At 63.8% G+C, this 20,467-nt stretch carries 20 protein-coding genes; 12 read left to right on the top strand and 8 right to left on the bottom strand.

Annotated features, from left to right (window positions below):
• Nucleotides 1-50 precede the first annotated feature (50 nt).
• The 6 genes from BTO02_RS24175 to BTO02_RS24150 form a co-directional block, all read right to left on the bottom strand.
• Nucleotides 51-998 (bottom strand): quinoprotein relay system zinc metallohydrolase 2, encoded by a 948-nt coding sequence (locus tag BTO02_RS24175; protein ID WP_075159733.1) that lies wholly within the window; start codon nucleotides 996-998, stop codon nucleotides 51-53.
• Entirely contained in the window at nucleotides 998-2,029 is a 1,032-nt protein-coding gene (locus tag BTO02_RS24170; RefSeq protein ID WP_083615344.1) for a LysR family transcriptional regulator, read from the bottom strand. The genes BTO02_RS24175 and BTO02_RS24170 overlap by 1 nt, the downstream gene beginning before the upstream one ends.
• Nucleotides 2,030-2,152: 123 nt before the next feature.
• Nucleotides 2,153-2,956 (bottom strand): hypothetical protein, encoded by an 804-nt coding sequence (locus BTO02_RS24165; protein ID WP_075161325.1) that lies wholly within the window; start codon nucleotides 2,954-2,956, stop codon nucleotides 2,153-2,155.
• A 47-nt stretch (nucleotides 2,957-3,003) separates the two neighbouring features.
• The gene (locus tag BTO02_RS24160; RefSeq protein ID WP_075159732.1) at nucleotides 3,004-3,912 is read right to left on the bottom strand and encodes a substrate-binding domain-containing protein; all 909 of its coding nucleotides are present in this window, start codon (nucleotides 3,910-3,912) and stop codon (nucleotides 3,004-3,006) included.
• A 65-nt stretch (nucleotides 3,913-3,977) separates the two neighbouring features.
• The gene (locus BTO02_RS24155) at nucleotides 3,978-4,391 is read right to left on the bottom strand and encodes a c-type cytochrome (protein WP_075161324.1); all 414 of its coding nucleotides are present in this window, start codon (nucleotides 4,389-4,391) and stop codon (nucleotides 3,978-3,980) included.
• A 230-nt stretch (nucleotides 4,392-4,621) separates the two neighbouring features.
• Nucleotides 4,622-6,430, bottom strand: a complete 1,809-nt coding sequence (locus BTO02_RS24150) for a methanol/ethanol family PQQ-dependent dehydrogenase (RefSeq protein ID WP_075159731.1) — start codon at nucleotides 6,428-6,430, stop codon at nucleotides 4,622-4,624.
• Between the two features lie 284 nt (nucleotides 6,431-6,714).
• Here BTO02_RS24150 and BTO02_RS24145 point away from each other — a divergent pair, with 284 nt between their 5' ends.
• The 9 genes from BTO02_RS24145 to BTO02_RS24105 all read left to right on the top strand — a co-directional run bounded on the left by BTO02_RS24145 (nucleotide 6,715) and on the right by BTO02_RS24105 (nucleotide 14,820).
• Nucleotides 6,715-7,101, top strand: coding sequence for a 4a-hydroxytetrahydrobiopterin dehydratase (locus BTO02_RS24145; protein ID WP_075159730.1), 387 nt, complete (start codon nucleotides 6,715-6,717; stop codon nucleotides 7,099-7,101).
• A 132-nt stretch (nucleotides 7,102-7,233) separates the two neighbouring features.
• Nucleotides 7,234-8,268, top strand: a complete 1,035-nt coding sequence (locus BTO02_RS24140; RefSeq protein ID WP_075159729.1) for a beta-ribofuranosylaminobenzene 5'-phosphate synthase family protein — start codon at nucleotides 7,234-7,236, stop codon at nucleotides 8,266-8,268.
• A gap of 137 nt (nucleotides 8,269-8,405) precedes the next feature.
• Nucleotides 8,406-9,332: an NAD(P)-dependent methylenetetrahydromethanopterin dehydrogenase gene (locus BTO02_RS24135; RefSeq protein WP_075159728.1), complete on the top strand. Its 927-nt coding sequence runs from the start codon at nucleotides 8,406-8,408 to the stop codon at nucleotides 9,330-9,332.
• 18 nt (nucleotides 9,333-9,350) lie between these two features.
• A complete protein-coding gene (locus BTO02_RS24130; RefSeq protein WP_075159727.1) occupies nucleotides 9,351-10,634 on the top strand; it encodes an ATP-grasp domain-containing protein in 1,284 nt (427 codons plus the stop codon).
• A complete protein-coding gene (mch, locus tag BTO02_RS24125; protein WP_075159726.1) occupies nucleotides 10,609-11,718 on the top strand; it encodes a methenyltetrahydromethanopterin cyclohydrolase in 1,110 nt (369 codons plus the stop codon). Before BTO02_RS24130 ends, mch begins: the two co-directional genes overlap by 26 nt.
• The gene (locus tag BTO02_RS24120; protein WP_075159725.1) at nucleotides 11,715-12,764 is read left to right on the top strand and encodes an ATP-grasp domain-containing protein; all 1,050 of its coding nucleotides are present in this window, start codon (nucleotides 11,715-11,717) and stop codon (nucleotides 12,762-12,764) included. Before mch ends, BTO02_RS24120 begins: the two co-directional genes overlap by 4 nt.
• Nucleotides 12,751-13,647: a triphosphoribosyl-dephospho-CoA synthase gene (locus BTO02_RS24115; protein WP_075159724.1), complete on the top strand. Its 897-nt coding sequence runs from the start codon at nucleotides 12,751-12,753 to the stop codon at nucleotides 13,645-13,647. Before BTO02_RS24120 ends, BTO02_RS24115 begins: the two co-directional genes overlap by 14 nt.
• Before the next feature lie 130 nt (nucleotides 13,648-13,777).
• Complete coding sequence (gene fae / locus BTO02_RS24110) at nucleotides 13,778-14,287, top strand: formaldehyde-activating enzyme (protein ID WP_075159723.1); 510 nt, start codon at nucleotides 13,778-13,780, stop codon at nucleotides 14,285-14,287.
• Between the two features lie 104 nt (nucleotides 14,288-14,391).
• Complete coding sequence (locus BTO02_RS24105) at nucleotides 14,392-14,820, top strand: hypothetical protein (RefSeq protein WP_075159722.1); 429 nt, start codon at nucleotides 14,392-14,394, stop codon at nucleotides 14,818-14,820.
• Between the two features lie 65 nt (nucleotides 14,821-14,885).
• Here BTO02_RS24105 and BTO02_RS24100 read toward each other — a convergent pair whose 3' ends face one another.
• Nucleotides 14,886-15,413 (bottom strand): dihydroneopterin aldolase, encoded by a 528-nt coding sequence (locus BTO02_RS24100; RefSeq protein ID WP_083615343.1) that lies wholly within the window; start codon nucleotides 15,411-15,413, stop codon nucleotides 14,886-14,888.
• 366 nt (nucleotides 15,414-15,779) lie between these two features.
• Here BTO02_RS24100 and BTO02_RS24095 point away from each other — a divergent pair, with 366 nt between their 5' ends.
• Genes BTO02_RS24095 through BTO02_RS24085 form a run of 3 tightly spaced genes read left to right on the top strand, consistent with a single transcriptional unit; the run spans nucleotide 15,780 to nucleotide 19,840 of the window.
• Complete coding sequence (locus BTO02_RS24095; protein ID WP_075159721.1) at nucleotides 15,780-17,873, top strand: sigma-54-dependent Fis family transcriptional regulator; 2,094 nt, start codon at nucleotides 15,780-15,782, stop codon at nucleotides 17,871-17,873.
• Between the two features lie 6 nt (nucleotides 17,874-17,879).
• Nucleotides 17,880-18,479 carry a flavoprotein gene (locus tag BTO02_RS24090; RefSeq protein ID WP_075159720.1) on the top strand — a complete coding sequence of 200 codons (600 nt, stop codon included), beginning with the start codon at nucleotides 17,880-17,882 and terminating at the stop codon, nucleotides 18,477-18,479.
• Nucleotides 18,458-19,840 carry a DUF6513 domain-containing protein gene (locus BTO02_RS24085; RefSeq protein WP_075159719.1) on the top strand — a complete coding sequence of 461 codons (1,383 nt, stop codon included), beginning with the start codon at nucleotides 18,458-18,460 and terminating at the stop codon, nucleotides 19,838-19,840. The genes BTO02_RS24090 and BTO02_RS24085 overlap by 22 nt, the downstream gene beginning before the upstream one ends.
• Before the next feature lie 159 nt (nucleotides 19,841-19,999).
• Here the strand turns inward: BTO02_RS24085 and BTO02_RS24080 are convergent, their stop codons facing one another.
• Nucleotides 20,000-20,362, bottom strand: a complete 363-nt coding sequence (locus BTO02_RS24080) for a DUF4148 domain-containing protein (RefSeq protein WP_075159718.1) — start codon at nucleotides 20,360-20,362, stop codon at nucleotides 20,000-20,002.
• Between the last annotated feature and the right edge of the window lie 105 nt (nucleotides 20,363-20,467).

Below are 20,467 nucleotides of genomic sequence, written 5' to 3'. Positions count from 1 at the left end.
CTTTGGAACTACAGCGGATGCATGAGCGGTTAGCAGCGGGCGCATCCGCTTCATTGTTCCCACTCGAGTTCAGCGTATGCGGCCGTCACGTTGCGGCGGTGGTAGATATCGAATAGCCGCCACTCGCCGCGTTCCTCCTGCCCGATCGTTTCGACCGCCTGCTGCATCGTCCTGCCCTGCTCGATCGCCGCGCGTACATCGTGCACGAGATGCGCCAGATAGGCCTCCTCCGCCGCGAGCGCTTCGCGCCACGGTGCGACGAGCGGGCCGTGGCCCGGCACGATGCGGCGCGGGTTCATGGCCCGCATCGCCGCGATATCGTCGAGCCAGCCGAGCACGGCGCCGTCGATCACGGGGATACATCCGGCGAACAGCAGGTCACCTGCGATCAGCGTGCCACTAGCTTCATCGTAGACGGTCAAATCGTTGTTCGTATGGGCTGTTTTCCAGGTCCGCAGCCGCAGCACGCGTTTTCCCAGATCGAGCTTCATGCTGCCGGACACGGTCAGCGAGGGTGGCACGATGACGCTGCCTTCCGCGAGATCGCCGAGTTCGCGCTTGAGCACGCGCATATAGCTCTCTTCGTGCGACGCCTCCGCTTCCGCGAGCGTCGCGCTGCCGACGAATTGCGGATGATCGGCCGCAAACGCGACATTGCCGAAAATATGGTCCGGATGCATGTGCGTGTTGATGACGTAGCAGACCGGCAACGGCGTGACCGCACGAATCGCCGCACGCAAGGCGCGCCCTTCGGCTGCCGTGCCGCCGGTGTCGATCGCTGCAACGCAACGCGAACCGACGATAAAGCCGATGTTGGCGATATCGCCGCCGTTTTCGCGCGTCGCGACGTTATCCTGGCCTCGGTGAAAATAAAGTCCGGGTTCGAGCTGGACCACCGCAAGCGGCCGGGTGGCCTCCCAAGCCGCGGCCGGGTCGCCGCACGCTGCTGACGCAACGTATGCAACACACGCAAAAAACGCGAGGCGCACCCGCTGCATTACCGGACCGCCGTCCGATCGCGCGCGCCGCTTTCATCGTCACCGGCGTTCGCAGCACCCGTGGCCGCCGCGCGCCGCGCAGCGGCCGGCGACAGGCAACGCAAGAACTCCGTATATTCGCGCTCGAGAAACGGCTCCGCGTGTTCGAGCATGAAGCGCCGGAACGCAACGCAGGTCGGCGAAAGCTGCTTCGAGCTCAAATGCACGATCTGCCAGGTCCGCTCGAGCGGCGTGCCGTTCACGTCGAGCACCGCAAGCGCACCCGCGCGCAATTCGAGCGACAGCGTATGCAGCGACAACAGGCTTACGCCCATACCGGCCATCACGGCCTGCTTGATCGTTTCGTTGCTGCCGAGCGTCACGCAGCGCGACGGTGTGAACAGATGCTGCCTGAACATATGCTCGGACACGGCGCGCGTGCCCGACCCCGGTTCCCGCAATAGAAACGTATCGCCGGCCAGCTCCTGCAGGTCGAAACGCCGAGCCTCGCGCAGCGGATGATCGAGCGGCGCGATGATCACATGCGGATGCCGCGCGAGCGGTTCGGCCGTCGTGCCGAGTTCGGGCGGCGGGCGTCCCATGATCGCAAGATCGGTTGCGTTGTCCTGCAGCAGGCGCAGCAGCGTCTCGCGATTGCCGACGGAAAAATGCACGTCCACCTTCGGGAATTGCCGCGAATAGAGCGCGAGCAGCTTCGGCGCGAAATGCGTCGCCGAGCTGACGATACTGACCGCGATCGTGCCGCTGTCGGCCTGCGCGAGCGAGGTCATCGTGTCCTCGATGTCCTTGATCTCGCCGATGATGCGGCTCGCGTGGTGCGACAGGCGCTCGCCCGCTTCGGTCAGCGTAAGCCGTCGCGACACGCGCTCGAACAAGGGCAGGCCGAGCGCCTCTTCGAGCTGACGGATCTGCATCGATACCGCAGGCTGCGACAGGTGAAGCTCTTCGGCCGCGCGCGCGAAACTCGGCAGACGGCTCGCGATCACGAAGATCTGCAATTGCCGCAGCGTCAGCGCGCGGATCAGGTTCACGTTGCCTCCCGAACAAAATGCTTCCGGCCGTCCTGGGCGGCTCGCACGCGGACGGTCGGCAGCGTAGTGCGATCCCCCGCCGGTCGCCTCAGGGACTGCGTTAGCGGCCCGCGCGCCCGCCTTTCAGCGACTCGCGCGCGGTCCGTTCGGCGGCGGCGGCACCGGCGTGCCATGCGCCGGCGGCGGCACGAGCTTGCGCACGGCGCCCGTGAAGCTCAGCGTTTCCGTGAGCCGCGGATGCGCGAAGTCGTTCTTCTCCCCAGGCACTTCGGTTCGAATCAGCGATACGCCACCGGGTATGTCGTCCGCAAACACGAACGTATAGCGCTTGCCGACGAAATCGGGAAAGCGTTGTGCGTTCGGGTCGTTCAGATAGGGCTGAATCTCGACCTTGCGCGCCTTGACCGTCTTGCCGTTCGCGTTGCTCGTCACCGGCGTGATCGGCGGATTCGCGGCTAGCGCGAGCCGCACGCGCTTCTGGAAATAGCGGCGCTGGCCGCCCGTCAGCTGTTCCATCTCGGCGATATCGCGCTCGAGAAAATAAACGATCACCGGGTTGCAGGGCAGCCCGCCCGACGGCACGGAGACCTTGCCGGTGCGATCGCTGACGCTCGCATCGTCGGCCGAATTGTTCGCACTTTTCACGAGCACGCGCACGGTGTCGCTGGCCTTTTCAGGCGGATGCGATAGCGTCATCGCGTAGTCGAGTTCGGTTTGCGCCGCGACGCCGCGCAAGTGCGGCGTCATGAAGAGCAGCCGCTCGGCCGGCGCGATCTCGTCTGCCGCGTCAGACGCCGGCGGCGCTGCTGCTGTGCCCGACGCCGCTGGCGTAGCCGCATGCGCCGACCCCAGCGGCAAGGCAAGCGCTGCCGCCGCACATAATGCGCTCGCCGCACACCACGACAGACGCGTCGCCGCATGCCGCATGACGCACCACGCGGCTTCGCGCCGCACGAACTTCACAGGCGTGTCCATCATTGCGGCGTATTCGATGCGACGGGCGCGCTGGCAATCGGCAGCAGCGGCACGTCATAGCTCGTGAGAATCGTATTGATCTTGTCCTGATGCGTCGCGATCCACTGATCGACCTTGTCGTGCCATGCCTTTTCGCCGTGGCGCGTCCCCATCGCGATCTCGAAGTCGAAATGGATGCCGGGCTGCGGCGGGAACGGCACGAGTTTCGCGGTGTCCCCCGAACGCTTCACGAAGTAACCGGCAATCGGCCCCCAGACGAACACGACGTCGACGTTGCCCTGCTTCAGATCATGCTGGATCATCTCGCCCGGGAACGCCTGCGGATCGCCGCTTTGCGCCTGATACGACACGGCCTGATCGATCAGGTTGTTCGCGAGCAGCCAGTCCACCGCCGGTGTTTGCGCGAAAATGCCGAGGCGCAATTTCTTCAGTTGGTCGGGCGGCAGCTTCAACAGATCGCTTGGCGTGTTGATGTTCGCGAACTCCGGCTTTTTACTGAAGACCATCGCGTAAGTCGAATGCAGATACGGGCGTGTCGTCGCCGTCATGTCGTAACCACGCGGCACGCCGACAATCAGATCGCACTTGTAGCGCTCGGTATTGGGCTCCTTCTCGCGCAGCGTGTGCCGCACGAAACCTATGCGCTGCGGAAAGTAGGTGTATTCGACCTTGTAGCCGAAATCGCTCGCCATGGCTTCGGCGATCTTGTTCTCGTAGCCCTCGCCCTTGTCGTTCGACAACGGCAGGTTGTTCGGGTCCGCGCACACGCGCAGCACCTTGTCGGCGCCGTCGTTGTTCGGCAGCGACGGCGCATTCTGCGCCTGCGCGAACGGCACCGCGCAGGTCGCGCACGAAAGCGCGAGCACGGCACGCAGGATATAAGCAAATCGGGTTCTGCGAGCGGACATGACTATCTCCGAAACGGGAAACATCGGGAAACCGATAGGGCCGACGGGGGTGGTCCGCAATCAGGTCATTTGTCGATCGGTTGCAGATCGCCCGGATTGATCTTTCCGTCGGAACGCCCTTTGAGATACGAATAAAGGTTTTCCCAATTCTTTTGCATCATCTGGCTCGAACTGAAGTCGGGCATACCCTTGTCGATGCGTCCACCGAATACGGTGCGATGGAATTCGGTCTTGTCGAGCGTCTTGAACGCATCGATGAGCGACGGGCCGACGAGACCCTCCTGTTTTGCGCCGTGACACCGTTCGCAGGCTAGCGCGCGCCACGTTTTCCAACCGAGGTAGGTATCGCCATCGACCTTGTTGCCGTCTACGACCTTGTAGGCAACCGGTTTCATCTGGGCGGCATTGGTCTGTCCATATGCGACCGGCCACGCAAATACAGCCACTGCAAACGGCAACAACATCAAACGGCCTTTCATGCGTTCGTCTCCCATCCACACTGTCGCTTTCACTCCCGGCCAGCCCGACTTCCAGTTGCCGTGCCCGCCGGATGGCGCGCATACCGCATGCCCTCGCAGTGCGGCATGCGCGCCCCCGATCTTTCGCATCACTACTTGTGCGTCACTACTCGTACGTCGCTATTCGTCAAGCGCAGGCTTTCATTTTCAACGAGAAAGCCTGCGCCTGTTCGCTCACCCCAGGCGCGCCATCAGCTCGGAATCGCGAAGACGAACAACGTGCCGCCGAGCGCCGTGTACTTCGCGAGTTCGCGATAACCGCCGACCGCGCCAAGACCTTCGGTCGACTTTTGCAGACCCGCGGCCATCCCGATGCCGGCCCAGCCGCCGATGCCCGAATACACGCCGACGTACTGCTTGCCGTCAAAGGTGTACGTGAACACGTTGCCGATGATTCCGGACGGCGTCTTGAACTTCCACAGCTCCTTGCCGTCGCTGATCCGCACCGCCTTGATGTAGCCTTCGAGCGTGCCGTAGAACACGATGCCGCCGGCCGTCGCGAGCGCGCCGGACCATACCGAGAACCGCTCGGGCTTCGACCAGACGATCTTGCCCTTCGACGCATCCCACGCGATGAAATTGCCCATCGCGCCGTTCTCGTTCGGACCCGGGAACATCGACAGCGTCGCGCCGACATACGGCTGGCCCGACACGTAGTCGACATCGAACGGTTCGTAGTCCATGCAGACGTGATTGGTCGGCACGAGGAACAGCTTCGACTTCGGATCGAACGCGGCAGGCTGCTGGTCTTTCGAGCCGAGCGCCGCCGGGCAGATGCCCTTCACGTTGTGGTCGGGACCGGCCTTCTGCGTCGAATAGCTCGCGTTGCGAATCGGCAGGCCGCTCTTCAGGTCGACGCTTTCCGCCCAGTTCACTGCCGGGTCGTACTTGTTCGCCACCAGCAGTTGGCCCGTTTCGCGGTTCAGCGTATACCCGAAGCCGTTGCGGTCGAAGTGCACGATTGCGGGAACCGTCTTGCCGTTCATCGGGATGTCCGCGAGGATCATCTCGTTCACGCCGTCGTAGTCCCACTCGTCGTGCGGCGTCATCTGATACACCCACTTCGCCTTGCCGGTGTTCAGATCACGCGCGAAGATCGACATCGACCACTTGTTGTCGCCTGGCCGCTGCGTCGGATTCCATGTGCCGGGGTTGCCGGTGCCGTAGTAGACGAGGTTCAGCTTCGGATCCCACGCGTACCAGCCCCATGTGGTGCCGCCGCCGAGTTTCCACTGATCGCCCTTCCAGCTCTTTAACGACGAATCCGCGCCGACCGGCTGCATCTTGCCGTCCGTCCACGTCATGGTCTTGTCCGGATCGAGCAGCATCTCGTTGTCGGGACCGGTGCTGTATGCCTTCCAGACTTCCTTGCCGGTCTTGATGTCATACGCGATCAGACGCCCGCGCACGCCGAACTCGCCGCCCGAAATGCCGGTCAGCACCTTGTCGCCGAACACGTGGGGCGCATTCGTGTTGGTTTCACCGGCCTTCGGATCGCCGTTCTTCGCAGACCAGACAACGTCGCCGGTCTTCGCATTGAGCGCGACGAGCGTCGTGTCGGCCTGCTGCAGGAAGATCTTGCCGTCGCCATACGCGAGACCGCGATTCACCGTGTCGCAACACATCACGGAAATAACCTGCGTGTCCTGCTTGGGCTCGTATTGCCAGATGAAGGTCTTGTCCTTCAGGTTGATCGCGATCACCTTGTTAGGGAATGGCGAATGGATGTACATCGTGTCGCCGATCACGAGCGGAGAGCCTTCATGACCGCGCAGCACGCCGGTCGACATCGTCCATGCGACTTGCAGCTTGCCTACGTTGTTCTCGTTGATCTGCTTGAGCGGGCTATAGCGATGATTGGCATAGTCGCCCGCCTGTGCAGCCCAGTTGGATGGGTTCTTCAGCAGCGAATCGAGCTGCGGATCGGCGTGTGCGAAGAATGAACTCAGTGCCGTTGCCGCAGCCACCGCCAGTCCTAGAACCAGGGTGCGTACGTTCATGTGTCTCCTCCAGAATGGGTAAACCGTCCACCTCACGATGAAACGCTACCGCGCTACACCAGCCGCGCCGTCCGGATGCGGGTAACGAGCCAGATTCAAGCCGGATTCTTTGCCCGGCTCATGCGTATGAAGGCTGATCGCATATTCCATGCCGACCACGAGCTTTGTCGGTGTACCGCGCATGCAGGCGTCAAGGTGTGCCGCTTCGCTTCGGATGACGATACATACTGTGTCAAATACGCGATACATTGCAGGCGTCCGCTTCATGTTCATCGAGGTCAGTCATGGCACAAGCCGAGCGAGTGTATTCAGAGCAGGAAGTCGAAGCGCGTCTCGTGGGTGCGCTGCAGCACTGGTATCTGGAAGATGGATGGCTCCGGCGCAAATACAAAACCGAAAGCTGGAAAGGCACGCTGATGGTGGTCAACACGGTCGGCCATCTCGCCGAAGCCGCGTGGCATCACCCGGATCTGACCGTGTCTTATGCGTTCGTCATCGTCAAGCTGAAAACGCACACGGCCAAAGGGATCACCGATAAAGACTTCGCGCTTGCGAACAAGATCGAGGAAGTGATCCAGTGGCAGCCAGGCAAGGAAAGCGGTCCGCTCGAAGGCACGCCCGCCGACGATCAGCGTTTCCGCTATATCAAGTACGACGCCCCGAAAAGCTAGACGCGGCACGCGATCGGTTCGCGTGCGTGGTATGGCTTTTGCCTTGCAGCGTCTGTTTCGCATCTGCTGGCTCGCGCGCAGTGCAGGCGCGCGGCCCGGTCCGAACCACGACGCGACAAGGACACGCTTGCCATGCCGATTCACTCTGATCACATCGCGCCGCTATCGGCGGTCACCGTCGACGCACCGGCCCGTTTGCATCTGGGCTTTCTCGACCCGAGCGCGTCGCTCGGGCGCGCGTTCGGCAGCATCGGTCTCGTGATCGAAGGACGCGGTACGCGCGTCAGCGCGCAACGGGCGGAACGCTCGTATATCGCGCGGGCGCCGAACGATGCGCTGCGCGCGCGGGCCGCGCTGTATCTCGACCGCTTGCGCGATGCGTGGGGCGGTCCTTCTATCGCCGTCGATATCGATCAGGCCTCGCGTGCGCATTGCGGGCTCGGCTCGGGCACCCAGCTCGCACTCGCGATCGGCACCGCGTTCGCGCGGCTCGCCGGCGTGCCCGCCTCGAGCGATGAAATCGCGCGGCTGCTCGGGCGCGGCGCGCGCTCCGGCATCGGCGCGCTCGGTTTCGATCATGGCGGCCTGATTGTCGATGGTGGTCCTGCGCGCGGTGCGCGGCCGCAAGACGCTCGTATGCCGCCGCTGCTGTTTCGGCAGGCGTTTCCCGACGCATGGCGCGTGGTGCTGATCGACGACGCCGCTCTCGAAGGGCTGCACGGCGACGAGGAGCGGCGCGGCCTTGCCGCACTGCCGCCGTTTCCGCAGCCGCTGGCTGCGCACCTGTGTCATCTCGTGATGATGCGTGTCTTGCCCGGCATCGCCGAGCAGGACTTCGACGCCTTCGCCGACGGCATCAGCGCAGTGCAGCAAACGATCGGCGAATACTTCGCGCCCGTCCAGGGCGGCATCTTCACGAGCGCTGCGGTCGGCCGCGCGCTGCAGGCGATCGCGGACGAGCAGAAGGCCGGCATCGGCCAGACGTCGTGGGGGCCGACCGGCTTTGCATTCGTGCGCAGCGCGCAAGCCGCGGAACGCGCGCTCGCGGCGGCCCGTGCGGCAACCCGCAACGAAGCCTCCGTGACGTGCGCGGTGACGGTCGGGCGCAATCGCGGCGCGACCTTTAGCGTCGAGCGCATGCGCAACTGCAAAGTCGATGTCGGATGACGCGCGTCGCACGCGCGTGCATTCACCGCGCGCCGCCGCGATATCGATATCGCCGTTGCGGCCGACATTGCACACACCGCCTCACGTCGCCCCGCCATCCCGAAACGATCCTTGATCCCTAGATATCAGCCACTGCCATGTCCGAAGCTACCGAAAGGCCATACATCCTGCATATGTTCACGGCCACGCCGCAGATGAGTCCGTTCGACGTCAACATGGCGGCCGACGCGGGCTATCAGATCGTCGTGCCGTACAGCAACGTCGACGCGAGCAACGTCGTGCAGCTTACGCAAGACGCGATCTTTTCGCGCGGGCCGAAAGGCGTATCGCGCACCGGCATCTTTATCGGCGGGCGCGATGTGATGCTCGCCGCCGACATGCTCGATCTCGCGCGCCAGGCGATGGTGCCGCCGTTCGAGGTGTCGGTATTCGCGGACCCGAGCGGCGCATACACGACGTCGGCCGCCTTGGTCGCGCTCGTCGAACGGACGTTGAAATCCGAGCACGGCGAAGACCTCGGCGGCAAACAGGTGCTGATTCTCGGGGGCACCGGCGCGGTCGGGCGCGTGTCGGCCGCGCTCTTCGCATCGCTCGGTGCGGACGTATCGATCGCGAGCCACTCCGACGCAGCGCGCGCACAGCGCGTCAGCGACGAGGTCAACAAGCGGTTCAGCATCGCGACTCGAGGCATCGGCGCCGGCACACCCGATGCGCTGCATGCGGCACTCGCGAAAGCCGATGTCGTGATCGGCTCCGCCGCGGCCGGTGTGCAGGTCGTCGCGAACGCGGACCTTGCGCATGCGCAGCAGATGCGGGTCGCCGCCGACGTCAATGCAGTGCCGCCCGAAGGCATCGCGGGCGTCAACGTGATGGACAACGGCAAGCCGCTGGCCGGTGCCGCGCGGCCCGACGCGGTCGGCATCGGCGCGCTCGCGATCGGCAACGTCAAATACCAGGTCGAGCATCGTCTGTTTCTGCGGATGCGCACGGGCGGCAAGCCCGTGTACCTCGGTTTCGCCGAAGCGTTCGACGAGGCGCGTGCGATCGTCGCCGGCCGCGACTGACACGGCCGCACGAACGTCATGCAGGCAAGGCTTCCTGCCCGACCTTCTTCCGCGCGTGCATCGGCGCGGCCCTACGCGCGTGCGTACGATATCCGCGTGCCGTTCGTCGCGATCGCGGGTTTGTCTGCGCGGCTTTTTACCGAGTCGGCAGCGCAGGCACGACTCAATGTGGCCGCGCTCGATCTGTTTGGCGATCGCGATACGCGGCAGCGCGCGAAGGTGTGGCTCGATGTCGGTGGCGAGGGTTTGTCGGTCGATCGCGACAAGCTGTTCGAGGCGCTTGCGCGAGTGGCGCGGCTGCCAAGGATGCTGGGCCTGATCGCAGGCAGCGGGCTCGAGCCGTTCGCGCGCGAATTGCATGAACGGGCGGGCATGCCGCGGTTTATCGGTAACGACATGCACGCGATCGAAGCGGTGCGTGAGCCGACGCGCTTTTTTGCGTTGCTCGACGAGTTGTGCGTCGAGCATCCGGAAGTCTCGCTTACACGGCCCGTCGACGCACGGGGTTGGCTCGAGAAGCGGGCTGACGGGTGCGGTGGTACGCATATTCGGGCAGCAAGTGAATTCGCATCGTGTGCATCCGATGCCGCCGCGACGCCGCCGGTCTACTTCCAGCGAATCGCTGCGGGCCGTTCGATGTCCGCGCTCTTTATCGCTGCGGGCGGCAAAGCCGTGATCGTCGGTTTCGCCGAACAGCTGACCGTCTCGCACGGCGCGCTGCCGTTCGTCCACACCGGCTCGCTCGGTCCAATCGACGTGCCGCCGCCCGTTGCATCGCGCATCGATGCGATCGTGCAAGCAATCGTCGCGAAGACCGGGCTCGTCGGCATGAACAGCATCGACTTCCTGCTAAACGGCAACGACACGACCAGCGTGCTCGAAATCAATGCGCGCCCTTCGTCGACCGCCGCGCTTTATGAAATCGCATCGCCCGCGATGTGGCCGCATGGTTTGCTCGCCTGTCATATCGACGCGTGTCTGAAGGGCCGCTTGCCGCAGTCGCTCAACGCTGCGTCAGGAGTCGCGCCGCAACGCTACGCTGCCCAACGCGTCGCGTTCGCCCCGCGCAGCTTCGCCGTCACGCAGCGCCTCAGCGACACCCTGTTCGCCGCGCCGTGGTGCCGCGACGTTCCGCAGCCCGGCGTACGCATCGCGGCCGGCGAACCGGTCTGCACGCTGATCGCAACCGCCGCGGCCCCCGCCCGCCTGCGCGACGAACTGGAGCGCCAGCGCGCGCGCCTTCTCGAACTGATCGACACCTGCCAAGAGTCCCACGATGACCTCCACACACGAACCGGCTGACCATTCGCAAACGCATGACGCTGCGATCAGCGTCAACAGCCTCGCCGAACCGCTCGTTGCACGGCTGATTGCCGATGCGGCACGGCTGCGGATCGGCGTGTCCCGCAGCGCATCGGGCACGACGATCGTCGATGCCGGCGTCGCCGTGCGCGGCAGCATCGAAGCGGGCGTGCAAATCGCGCGCATCTGCATGGGCGGCCTCGGCCAGGTCGCGCCGCGCGTCGCCTTCGAGCGCGAGCCGCTGTGGCCCGCCATGATCGAAGTGCATACGTCGACGCCGGTCATCGCCTGTCTCGGCAGCCAGTACGCGGGCTGGAGCCTGTCGGCCACCAAAGAGCAGAACAACGGCAAGAAATTCTTTTCGCTTGGCTCGGGGCCGGCGCGCGCGCTCGCATGCAAGGAGCCGCTCTTCGACGAACTCGGCTATCGCGATCGCCACGACAGCGGCGTGCTGGTGATGGAAGTGAACCAGTTGCCGCCGCAAGCGGTGCTCGACAAGGTGCTCAACGATTGCGGCCTCGCGCCCGATCGGTTGACGATCGTCGTCACGCCGACACAGTCTGTCGCCGGTACGGTGCAGGTCGTTTCGCGCGTCGTCGAAGTCGCGCTACATAAAGCGCATGTGCTCGGCGCGCATCTGCCCGACATCGTCGAAGCGAGCGGCATCGCGCCCCTGCCGCCGCCCGCACCCGATGCGCTCGCTGCAATGGGCCGCACGAACGACGCCATCCTTTACGGCGGCCGCGTGCATCTGACCGTGACCGGCGATACGCTCGCACGCAAACTCGCGGCCGAACTGCCGTCGTGGAATTCGCGCGATTACGGCCGGCCGTTCGCCGATGTATTCGCGTCGTTCAACCACGACTTCTATCAGATCGACCCCGCGCTGTTCGCGCCGGCCGAAGTGTGGATCGCAAGCCTCGAAAGCGGCGCGACTTACTACGGCGGGCGGCTCGACGGTGCGTTGCTGCATCGCCAGTGGAACGGCGCGGCGGACCCGCTTGCGACCGGTGCGTCGGCGTTCCGCTCGGGTTCGTCGAGTGCTGCGTCTGACGCAGGCCAGACCGGGACAGGTGCGCAATGATCGCTACGTCGATCGGCGCCGGCCTGCGCGTCGCGATCATGACCGACGAAACCGGCTGGCACACCTCGCGCCTCAAAAAAGCGTTTCGGGCGCGCGGCGTCGACGCGCGCTGCATCGACCTCGCCGCCTGCCGCATCGATACGACATGGGAACCGTATGGCCTCGCGCTGCCCGGCTTTGGGCACGCGCTGCCCGATGCCGTGTTCGTGCGCGGCATCGCGGGCGGCACGTTCGAGCAGGTGACGCTGCGCCTCGGCATCCTGCATGCGCTGCGTGAATGCGGCGTGCCGGTCTACAACGATGCGCGCGCGATCGAGCGCAGCGTCGATAAATCGATGACGAGCTTTCTGCTGCACCGCAGCGGTGTGCCGACACCGGCGACCTGGGCCGGCGAATCGGCTGCATTCGCGCAGCGTGTGCTGATGCGTGAGACCGCTGCCGGACATCAGGTCGTGCTGAAACCATTGTTCGGTTCGCAGGGCAAGGGCTTACGCAGGCTCGGCGCGAGCGTGCGGCGCGACGGCACGCTCATGCCGTTGCCGCCGCTCAGGCAGTATCAGCAGGTCGCGTATTTACAGCGCTTTGTAGGTGACGACGGTGCACGGACGCGGCCGCGGGCCGGCGCGCATCGTGCTGACGCCGCATTCGACTGGCGCGTACTCGTGATCGGCGGTCGCGCGGTCGCGGCGATGAGGCGCACCGGCGGCCGCGGCTGGATTCACAACGTCGCGCGTGGCGCCCAATGCGCGCCCGCGGAGCTTGACGACACGCTTGCTGAAATCGCCGTGCGCGCGACGCGGGCGCTTGGGCTCGACTATGCGGGCGTCGACCTGATGCCTGCGCCGTCCGCCGATCCATCGTCCGAGCATCCGTGCGCGAGTCCGCTCGTGCTCGAAGTCAATGGCGTCGCCGCATGGCGAGGGCTGCAATCGGTCACGCAGTTCGATATTGCCGCGGCCCTCGTCGACGACCTGCTCGACCGCAAACTCGCGGCAACAGGCGCCACGCCTGTCGAACCGACTCCGCTGCGCCATGCGACCGTCTGACGACCCGCTCGTGCTCGCACGCGACGCCTTCCTGCGTGCATGCAGCCTCGACGTCGAGACGCCGAAGCCCGGCAACGTCAGTGTGCACAGCGCCGGGCACCGGATGGATGCCCAACAGTTCATCGCAAGCGCGGCCGCCTGCGCCCCGGCGCTGTTCGCGCATGCCACGCCGGTCGGCTCGCGCATACTCGATGCGGTGATGAGCACGCAACAGGCGGTCGGCTGCAACACGAACCTCGGTATCGTGCTGCTTATTGCGCCGCTTGCCGCCGCACTCGAAGAACCGGGCAGCCTGCTGGGCGCGGCGCAGTGGCGCGGCGCAACAGAACGCGTGCTCGCGCGACTCTGCGTCGACGACGCGCAAGCGGCCTATATCGCGATTCGCGCGGCGAATCCGGGCGGCCTCGGCGATGCGTCCGAACAATCGGTGCACGCGCAACCGAGCATCGGACTGCGTGCGGCCATGCAACTCGCCGCGAAGCGCGACAGCATCGCGCGCCAGTACGAAAACGGCTTCGCCGATATCTTCACGACCGGTCTCGCCGCGATCGAGAACCTGCTACAGATAAACCCGGATGCGGCTCCCGAGACGATCACCCTCGAAGTGTTCCTCACGTACCTCTCGTCATGGCCCGACTCGCACATTGTGCGCAAGCAGGGCGTGACGGTGGCGCAAAGTGTCACGCGCGAAGCCGCGAGGCGCCACGCGCAATGGCGTCTTGCGCCGTTCGGCCCGCAGGCGGCTCGACTCGATGCATGGGATGCCGAATTAAAGCGCGACGGCATCAATCCGGGTACGAGCGCTGACTTGACGGTCGCGACGTTGTTTGCGGCGATCTGCCTTGCGCCGCAGCGTTACCTGAAGAGCGTGGCCAGCCCGTAAAACGGCCTCGAATTGGCACGCTTCCTGTTAGACAGGGCGATGGTGCTTTCTCCGCTCGCCTCTCGCGGCATTTGCCGTGCGCCGCGAGCGACCCCCGCGTCGACCGATCCAACTTCAACGGAGGAACAGCATGGCCAAGATTAATCGCGTCCTGGTAGGCGAGTCGCTAATCGGCGATGGTAACGAGGTCGCTCACATCGATCTGATCATCGGACCGCGCGGTTCGGCAGCCGAGACCGCATTCTGCAATGCACTGACGAACAACAAGGACGGCTTCACGTCGCTCCTCGCGGTGGTCGCGCCGAACCTCATGGCGAAGCCGAACACCATCCTGTTCAACAAGGTGACCATCAAGGGCGCCAAACAGGCGGTTCAGATGTTCGGCCCGGCACAGCACGCGGTGGCGCTGGCGGTCGCCGATTCCGTCGAAGACGGCACGATTCCGAAGGACGAAGCCGACGACCTCTTTATCTGCGTCGGTGTGTTCATTCACTGGCAGGCCGACGACGACAAGAAGATTCAGGAGTTCAACTACAAGGCGACGCGCGAAGCGTTGCAACGTGCGGTAGCTGGCGAGCCCAGCGCGGCGGAAGTGGTATCGAAGAAGAGTTCGGCCGCACACCCGTTTGCGCCGAACTAGACTTCGATGTCTGGATGCCGGTGCGAAGACTCGCGCGGCGGGTGGTGACCCGGCGCGCGGCTTGCATCGGCAGATCATCATCGTGTTTCGATAAGAGGTCTCGCATGACTTCATGTTGTCGCACTCGGCTCGCGATCGTCTCCATCGCGCTCGCTGCGTGTCTGCCACTTGCCGCGCCGGCTCAGCAAAGTGCACCGGCTGCGCCTGGCAAGGCAGCGTCCGCGCAAGGCTATAGCTATCCGACCGAGGGAAGAGTCGAGTACGTGCTCGGCTGCATGGACGAAAACGGACACGATTTCGCGAACGTCTATAAATGCTCGTGCACGATCGACAAGATCGCAGCGGCGCTGCCGTACGACGAATACGTCGAACAATCGACATTCTCGAAGTACGCGACGATGGGCGGCGAAGGCGGCGCCGAATTCCGGATGGACAAGGCGCGCGCACAAACGAAGAAATTCCGCGCGTTGCAACAGACTGCGTACGATCAGTGCGGGTTGGGTAAACCCGCAACGTCTGCGTCGGCCAAATAGCGTTGGATGGTGTGCCAAAGCGTCAAGCGCGCTCGAATTCGAGCGCGCCGTTTACGCATGAGCGATCAATCGGGAATCAGTCCTTCTCCGAGCGACCCGCAGGCGCCCCAGGCGCTGCGTGTCTGGCTGCGTCTGCGTTCGATCAGCACGCCGACGGCCGACACGTCGTCGAACTTCGCGGGCTTGGACAGCGATACGCGCACCCAATGCGCGCCGAATGAGCCGATCGCCAGTTGCGCGATCTGCTCGGCCAGCGCCTCGAGCAACTGAACTTTGTGCGTCGCAAGAAGCGTGTGCAGCGCGGTTCGCACGGCCGAGTAGTCGACGGTGTCGCCGATACGGTCGGTATGGCATGCGCGCAGCGACGGAACGCCGATCGCGAGGTCGAGCCGCACCGGCTGCGCGGTATGCAGTTCCGGCGCGTCGATGCCGATCACGGTCTGGCCGGTGAAGCCTTCGATAAACACGATGTCCAGCGCAACGCGCGCCGGCGCGTCGGTTATCGCATTGCCTGCCGCGAGCCGCTCGTTCATGGCGCCAGGCGGTATGTCGATCGGTTCCCGGGTCGCGCGAATTGCATCGAAACGCTCCATAAAGTAACTCCGCCGCCTGTCGGCTTTTGATTGAATGGAATGACTGTGATCCAGGATTTCGGATTTGCGCCATGCATATGAAGGAACACATATGAACGAAAACACGCAAATCGCAAGCCTGTCACATTAAGCAAAAAGCGCGCGCAAAATGCGGACCTTATAAGACTACTTATTGATGACGCGCGCTAACGGTTGTAGAGTGTTTGCGACGGGCAATGGAGCAGGTGCCTACAATCGTCTGTTGTGGCTTGGCGGATGCGCGACGCAGAATCGCGTGGCGCGCAGGGGAAGAGGTACACCTATAAAAGGCGTCGGCGCGCCGCTCGAACGGTACGGATAAGCCGAACGCAATGGAGACGCCCCAATATGTCATCGCTCGCTGACATCAACTCGCATGTTCGTGATGTTTTAAACACGGTCCACAACCAGTCGCCCACTCGACAGACGAGCGACTCGGTCGCGCAGTCGTGGACGCGTTGCCTGAACGAGTTCGGCCTGGACCCGGGCCGCTTCATCATGCCGCCCGTGCTCACGCAGCATGAACTTGCCGCGCGCCGCGAAGCCGCGACCGATCTGATCGCATGCTCGAAGCTCGAAATGACGACGCTTTACCAGCAGCTCGCCGATCCGAGCCTCGCAGTCGTGCTGACCGATGCGGACGGCGTGATCGTGCATCAGGTGTCCTCGGTGCCGTTCGGCGAAGCGGTCGCAGCGGACGGGCTGCGCGTCGGCGCCGTGTGGAGCGAGCGCACCGCGGGCACGAACGGCATGGGCACCTGTCTTGCCGAACGCGAATGTCTTGCGGTCTATCAGCACGAACATTTCTATCCGCGCTACACGTCCCTCACCTGCTCGGCCGCGCCGATTTTCGACGACCGCGGCATTGTCGCCGGTGTGCTCGACGTGACGAGCCGATCGAGATTGCTGCAGCAGCATTCGCTGGTGCTGGTCGGCATGTCGCGGCAGATGATCGAAAACCGGCTCATCGATTCGCGCTACCGGCGCGCCAACATGATTCATTTTCATAGCCGGCCTGAATTCGTCGGCACGCTGCACGCTGGCAAGCTCGCCGTCGACGACGAAGGGATCGTGCTCGCCGCGAGCCGCAGCGCGCTATTCCAGCTCGATCTGCGTTCTCCGGATCAGTTATGCGGCAAACGCATCGAAGAGGCGTTCAACGCGAGCCTCGAGGATATGATCGCGCGCAGCATTCGCGGCTCGTTCCATCCGGTTACGGTCTATGGCGCACATACGAACAACCGGTTTTTCCTCGTCGCGCAGACACCGCGCGATGCGACGACATTCGCGAGCGCGTTCTCGACATTGCCGGCGCCGCGCGCCGGCACAGCCGGCGCTGGCGACACGGCAACGCGTGGGCGCATCGCCGCCAAAGCGAAGGAAGCCGCGCGCGCACCCGCAAGCGGACGCCTCGACAAGCTGTCGCAACTCGAATTCGGCGATCCGCGCATGGCCTCGCAGATTCAGCTCGCGGCGCGGGCGATTCAACGCAAGATTCCGATTATCCTGCGCGGCCAGACGGGCACCGGCAAGGAAGTGTTCGCGAATGCGCTGCACAGCATCAGCCCGAATAGCGGCGGCGGCTTTGTCGCGGTGAATTGCGCATCGCTACCGGAGAATCTGATCGAGAGCGAGCTGTTCGGCTATCGCGCGGGAGCATTCACGGGCGCGCAACGCGAAGGACGGCGCGGCAAGATCGTGCAAGCCAATAACGGCACGCTATTTCTCGACGAAATCGGCGATATGCCGATGGCGCTGCAAGCGCGCCTGTTGCGCGTGCTCGAGGAACACGAGGTCACGCCGCTCGGCACCGAAACCACCTTGAAGGTAGACTTCCAGCTGATCAGCGCGAGTCACCGCAATCTGCTCGATCTCGTGCAGCGCGGGATGTTCCGCGAAGACTTGTATTACCGGCTAAGCGGCATTGAAATCAATCTGCCGGCACTGCACGAACGCGCAGACATTGGCGCACTGATCCAGCATCTGCTCGGTAGCGAAGCGGACGATGCGCCGCCGCTTAGCGCCGAAGCGCGCCAGGCGCTGCTCAACTATGCATGGCCAGGCAATATTCGCCAGTTGCGGCACGTTCTGCAAATGGCGATCGCGCTGTGCGACGGACCGGAGATTCGCTGCGCGCACTTGCCGCCGGAAATCACGCAGGGCACCGTTGCGGCCGCAACCATTGCGGCGCGCGCCGCGCAAGCTTCGCCTTCGTCGATGAACGACATGCTTGCGTTGCCGGACGACTGCGACGTGTCGAGCCTGAACGCAATACAGATCAAGGAGCGCGAAACGGTGCTCGCGATGCTCGACGAACACCGCTGGAACGTGAGCAATGTTGCGAAGACGCTCGGCATCAGCCGCAACACGTTGTACCGGAAGATGCACAGGCTGTATATCCGGCTTTCGCACGACACACCGCCGCCGCTTAACGATGCGTGAGGTTCGATGAGCGCGCCGTCGCCCGCCCGCCGCCCCGGCGAATTCAGGTCTGACGCGCGCTTTGCATGGTGCGTGACGGGCTCCGGTCATATGATCGAGGAATCGGTCGACCTCGCGCTGCAATTGCCGGGCGTCGATATGTTCCTGTCGGCAGCCGGCGAAGAAGTGTTGCCGCTTTATGGCTGGCCTGTCGCGAAGCTGCGTGAACATTTCCGCGTGATACGCGACAACAGCGCGAGCAGCGTGCCGGTCGGTATGCTGTATGAAGGCCTCTACCACACGGTAGTGATTGCGCCCGCAACGAGCAATACGGTTGCGAAGTGCGCGTTCGGCATCTCCGACACCTTGCCGACGAATCTGTACGCGCAAGCGGGCAAGCAATGCGTGCCCGGCATCGTTTTCGCGTGCGACACCGAGCCGACCGTGATTACGCAGAGCCCGCACGAGTGGGTCGAATTGCGTCCACGCGCGATCGAGTTCGAGAATGTCGAGCGGCTCGCGCGGATCGAACACACGACCGTCGCGCGCTCGCTCGACGAGCTGCGCGCCGCGCTCACGCAACGGCTGTCGATACTCGGGCTCGCATGGAACACATCGTCTTCCTGACCGGCAGGCTCGCCGAAAAAAGCGTCGTGCAAGTGCTCGAGGGTTTCGCGAATCCGACATTTACGTGGGAAGTACGCGAAATCGGGCTGCAGGTCGCGGGGCTGATGACGGCCGATATGATCCGGCGGCGCGTGGCTGTGCCGGTGAACGCCGATCGGGTGATCGTGCCTGGACGTTGTCGTGGCGATATGGACGCATTGACTGCGCATTTCGGCGTACGGGTTGAGCGCGGGCCGGAAGAGATCAAGGACTTGCCGCAGTTCTTCGGGCAGGCAGCGCGCAAGCTCGATTTATCGCGCTATGAGACCGAGATCTTCGCGGAGATCGTCGATGCGCCGCGCCTCGATCTCGATGGCATTGCCGCGCGTGCCAGGCGCTATGCGGATGAAGGCGCTGATGTGATCGATGTCGGCTGCTTGCCCGATACGCCGTTTCCTCATCTGGAAGACGCGGTGCGCATGCTGAAGGAAGCAGGCTACCGCGTTAGCGTCGATTCGATGGTTACTGATGAATTGCTGCGCGCTGGGCGTGCAGGCGCGGACTATCTGATGAGCCTGAGCGTCGATACGCTGTGGATCGCCGATGAAGTGCCCGCGACGCCAATCGTCGTTGCACGCGAGCCGCGCGATGCGGCATCGCTGCACCAGGCGATCGATGCATTGCTTGCGCGCGGCAGGCCGTTTCTCGCCGATCCGATTCTCGATCCGATTCCATTTGGATTTGCGGCTTCTGTCGCGCGTTATGTCGCGTTACGCGAGCGGTATCCGGATGTGGCGATCATGCTCGGGATCGGCAACGTGACCGAGTTGACCGAAGCGGATACGACAGGGATTAATGCGGTGTTGATGGGCATCGCGGCTGAGTTGCATGTTTCCGCCGTGCTGACCACTTCCGTGAGCCTGCATGCGCGGCGAGCGGTGCGCGAAGCGGACGTCGCGCGGCGTGTCATGCATGCGGCAGAACACGCGCAGATGCTGCCCAAAGGTATTTCTGGCGACCTCGCTGCTTTGCATTCGAAACGACCGTTTCCTTATGACGCTCAAGAAATCGCCGAATTTGCTGCCGGTGTGCGAGATCCGAACTTTCGCGTGCAAGTGTCGAGCGATGGGATTCATGTTTATAACCGCGACGGACATTTGACGGGCGTCGATCCATTCGGGTTTTATCCGCAGCTAAACGTGGAGCACGATGGCGGACACGCTTTTTATCTGGGCGTACAGCTCGCGCGCGCGGAAATCGCCTGGCAGTTAGGCAAGCGGTTCGATCAGGATGAAATGCTCGATTGGGGATGCGCAGTGGACCGGCCGGAACAAGACCTTACCGCGTGGCATGCGCCGGGAAGCACAAAGAAGAAGGGTTGACGCGTAGAAAGATGAACGCGGGCCGGATCGATATTTCGTCGAGCCAGCGCCGCGTCCTGGATCAAACCGCCGTCAAATCGGACTTCGGCCGGCTCGTTTGCCGGCCTGTTTGTCGACTTACTTGCTGTGACTTACTTGCTGTGACTTACTTGGCGTGACTTACTTGCCGTAATAGACCGGCTGTTCCCCGTCTGCGCTTGGCGTGTTAGCCGGCTGCATCGGCTGTTGCGATGCGCCGGATGCCGACGAGCCAGGCATCACCCCGCCGTATCCGCTGCTCGCTTCCGCTGCGCGTATCTGCTGCGCGCCAATGCGTGCCTCGGCAGCCTGCGCTTCGCGCGGATACGATGTCTGGTCGCCAACCGACTGATTGTATCCGGCCCGCTGAACGTCGATCAGATCCTGTCTCACTTCCGCGCGCGTTAGCGAATTGTTCACTGGTGCATAGGTCTGCTGCGCGAAAGCAGCCAGCGGAGTGGCAACGAGTGCGGCTACTGCAGCAACGTGTTTAATCGACTTCATCGTAGTCCTCCCATGAATGAGGTTGAGATGCACGAGGTAAGGTGCATCCCTTGTGCCCGGCATCGCGAACGCTGGCTTTCGCCATTGCGCGATGGGAAATAATTT

Source organism: Paraburkholderia sp. SOS3, from assembly GCF_001922345.1.
In the GTDB taxonomy this organism is placed as follows: Bacteria; Pseudomonadota; Gammaproteobacteria; order Burkholderiales; family Burkholderiaceae; genus Paraburkholderia.
This window is presented reverse-complemented; position numbering and strand designations above follow the sequence as displayed.

Bases quoted from the DNA above. Each gene is read 5' to 3' on its own strand.
- BTO02_RS24175 (WP_075159733.1), bottom strand. From the start codon at position 998: ATGCAGCGGGTGCGCCTCGCGTTTTTTGCGTGTGTTGCATACGTTGCG.
- BTO02_RS24165 (WP_075161325.1), bottom strand. From the start codon at position 2,956: ATGCGGCATGCGGCGACGCGTCTGTCGTGGTGTGCGGCGAGCGCATTA.
- BTO02_RS24160 (WP_075159732.1), bottom strand. From the start codon at position 3,912: ATGTCCGCTCGCAGAACCCGATTTGCTTATATCCTGCGTGCCGTGCTC.
- BTO02_RS24155 (WP_075161324.1), bottom strand. From the start codon at position 4,391: ATGAAAGGCCGTTTGATGTTGTTGCCGTTTGCAGTGGCTGTATTTGCG.
- BTO02_RS24150 (WP_075159731.1), bottom strand. From the start codon at position 6,430: ATGAACGTACGCACCCTGGTTCTAGGACTGGCGGTGGCTGCGGCAACG.
- BTO02_RS24145 (WP_075159730.1), top strand. From the start codon at position 6,715: ATGGCACAAGCCGAGCGAGTGTATTCAGAGCAGGAAGTCGAAGCGCGT.
- BTO02_RS24140 (WP_075159729.1), top strand. From the start codon at position 7,234: ATGCCGATTCACTCTGATCACATCGCGCCGCTATCGGCGGTCACCGTC.
- BTO02_RS24135 (WP_075159728.1), top strand. From the start codon at position 8,406: ATGTCCGAAGCTACCGAAAGGCCATACATCCTGCATATGTTCACGGCC.
- BTO02_RS24130 (WP_075159727.1), top strand. From the start codon at position 9,351: ATGCAGGCAAGGCTTCCTGCCCGACCTTCTTCCGCGCGTGCATCGGCG.
- mch (WP_075159726.1), top strand. From the start codon at position 10,609: ATGACCTCCACACACGAACCGGCTGACCATTCGCAAACGCATGACGCT.
- BTO02_RS24120 (WP_075159725.1), top strand. From the start codon at position 11,715: ATGATCGCTACGTCGATCGGCGCCGGCCTGCGCGTCGCGATCATGACC.
- BTO02_RS24115 (WP_075159724.1), top strand. From the start codon at position 12,751: ATGCGACCGTCTGACGACCCGCTCGTGCTCGCACGCGACGCCTTCCTG.
- fae (WP_075159723.1), top strand. From the start codon at position 13,778: ATGGCCAAGATTAATCGCGTCCTGGTAGGCGAGTCGCTAATCGGCGAT.
- BTO02_RS24105 (WP_075159722.1), top strand. From the start codon at position 14,392: ATGACTTCATGTTGTCGCACTCGGCTCGCGATCGTCTCCATCGCGCTC.
- BTO02_RS24100 (WP_083615343.1), bottom strand. From the start codon at position 15,413: ATGGAGCGTTTCGATGCAATTCGCGCGACCCGGGAACCGATCGACATA.
- BTO02_RS24095 (WP_075159721.1), top strand. From the start codon at position 15,780: ATGTCATCGCTCGCTGACATCAACTCGCATGTTCGTGATGTTTTAAAC.
- BTO02_RS24090 (WP_075159720.1), top strand. From the start codon at position 17,880: ATGAGCGCGCCGTCGCCCGCCCGCCGCCCCGGCGAATTCAGGTCTGAC.
- BTO02_RS24085 (WP_075159719.1), top strand. From the start codon at position 18,458: ATGGAACACATCGTCTTCCTGACCGGCAGGCTCGCCGAAAAAAGCGTC.
- BTO02_RS24080 (WP_075159718.1), bottom strand. From the start codon at position 20,362: ATGAAGTCGATTAAACACGTTGCTGCAGTAGCCGCACTCGTTGCCACT.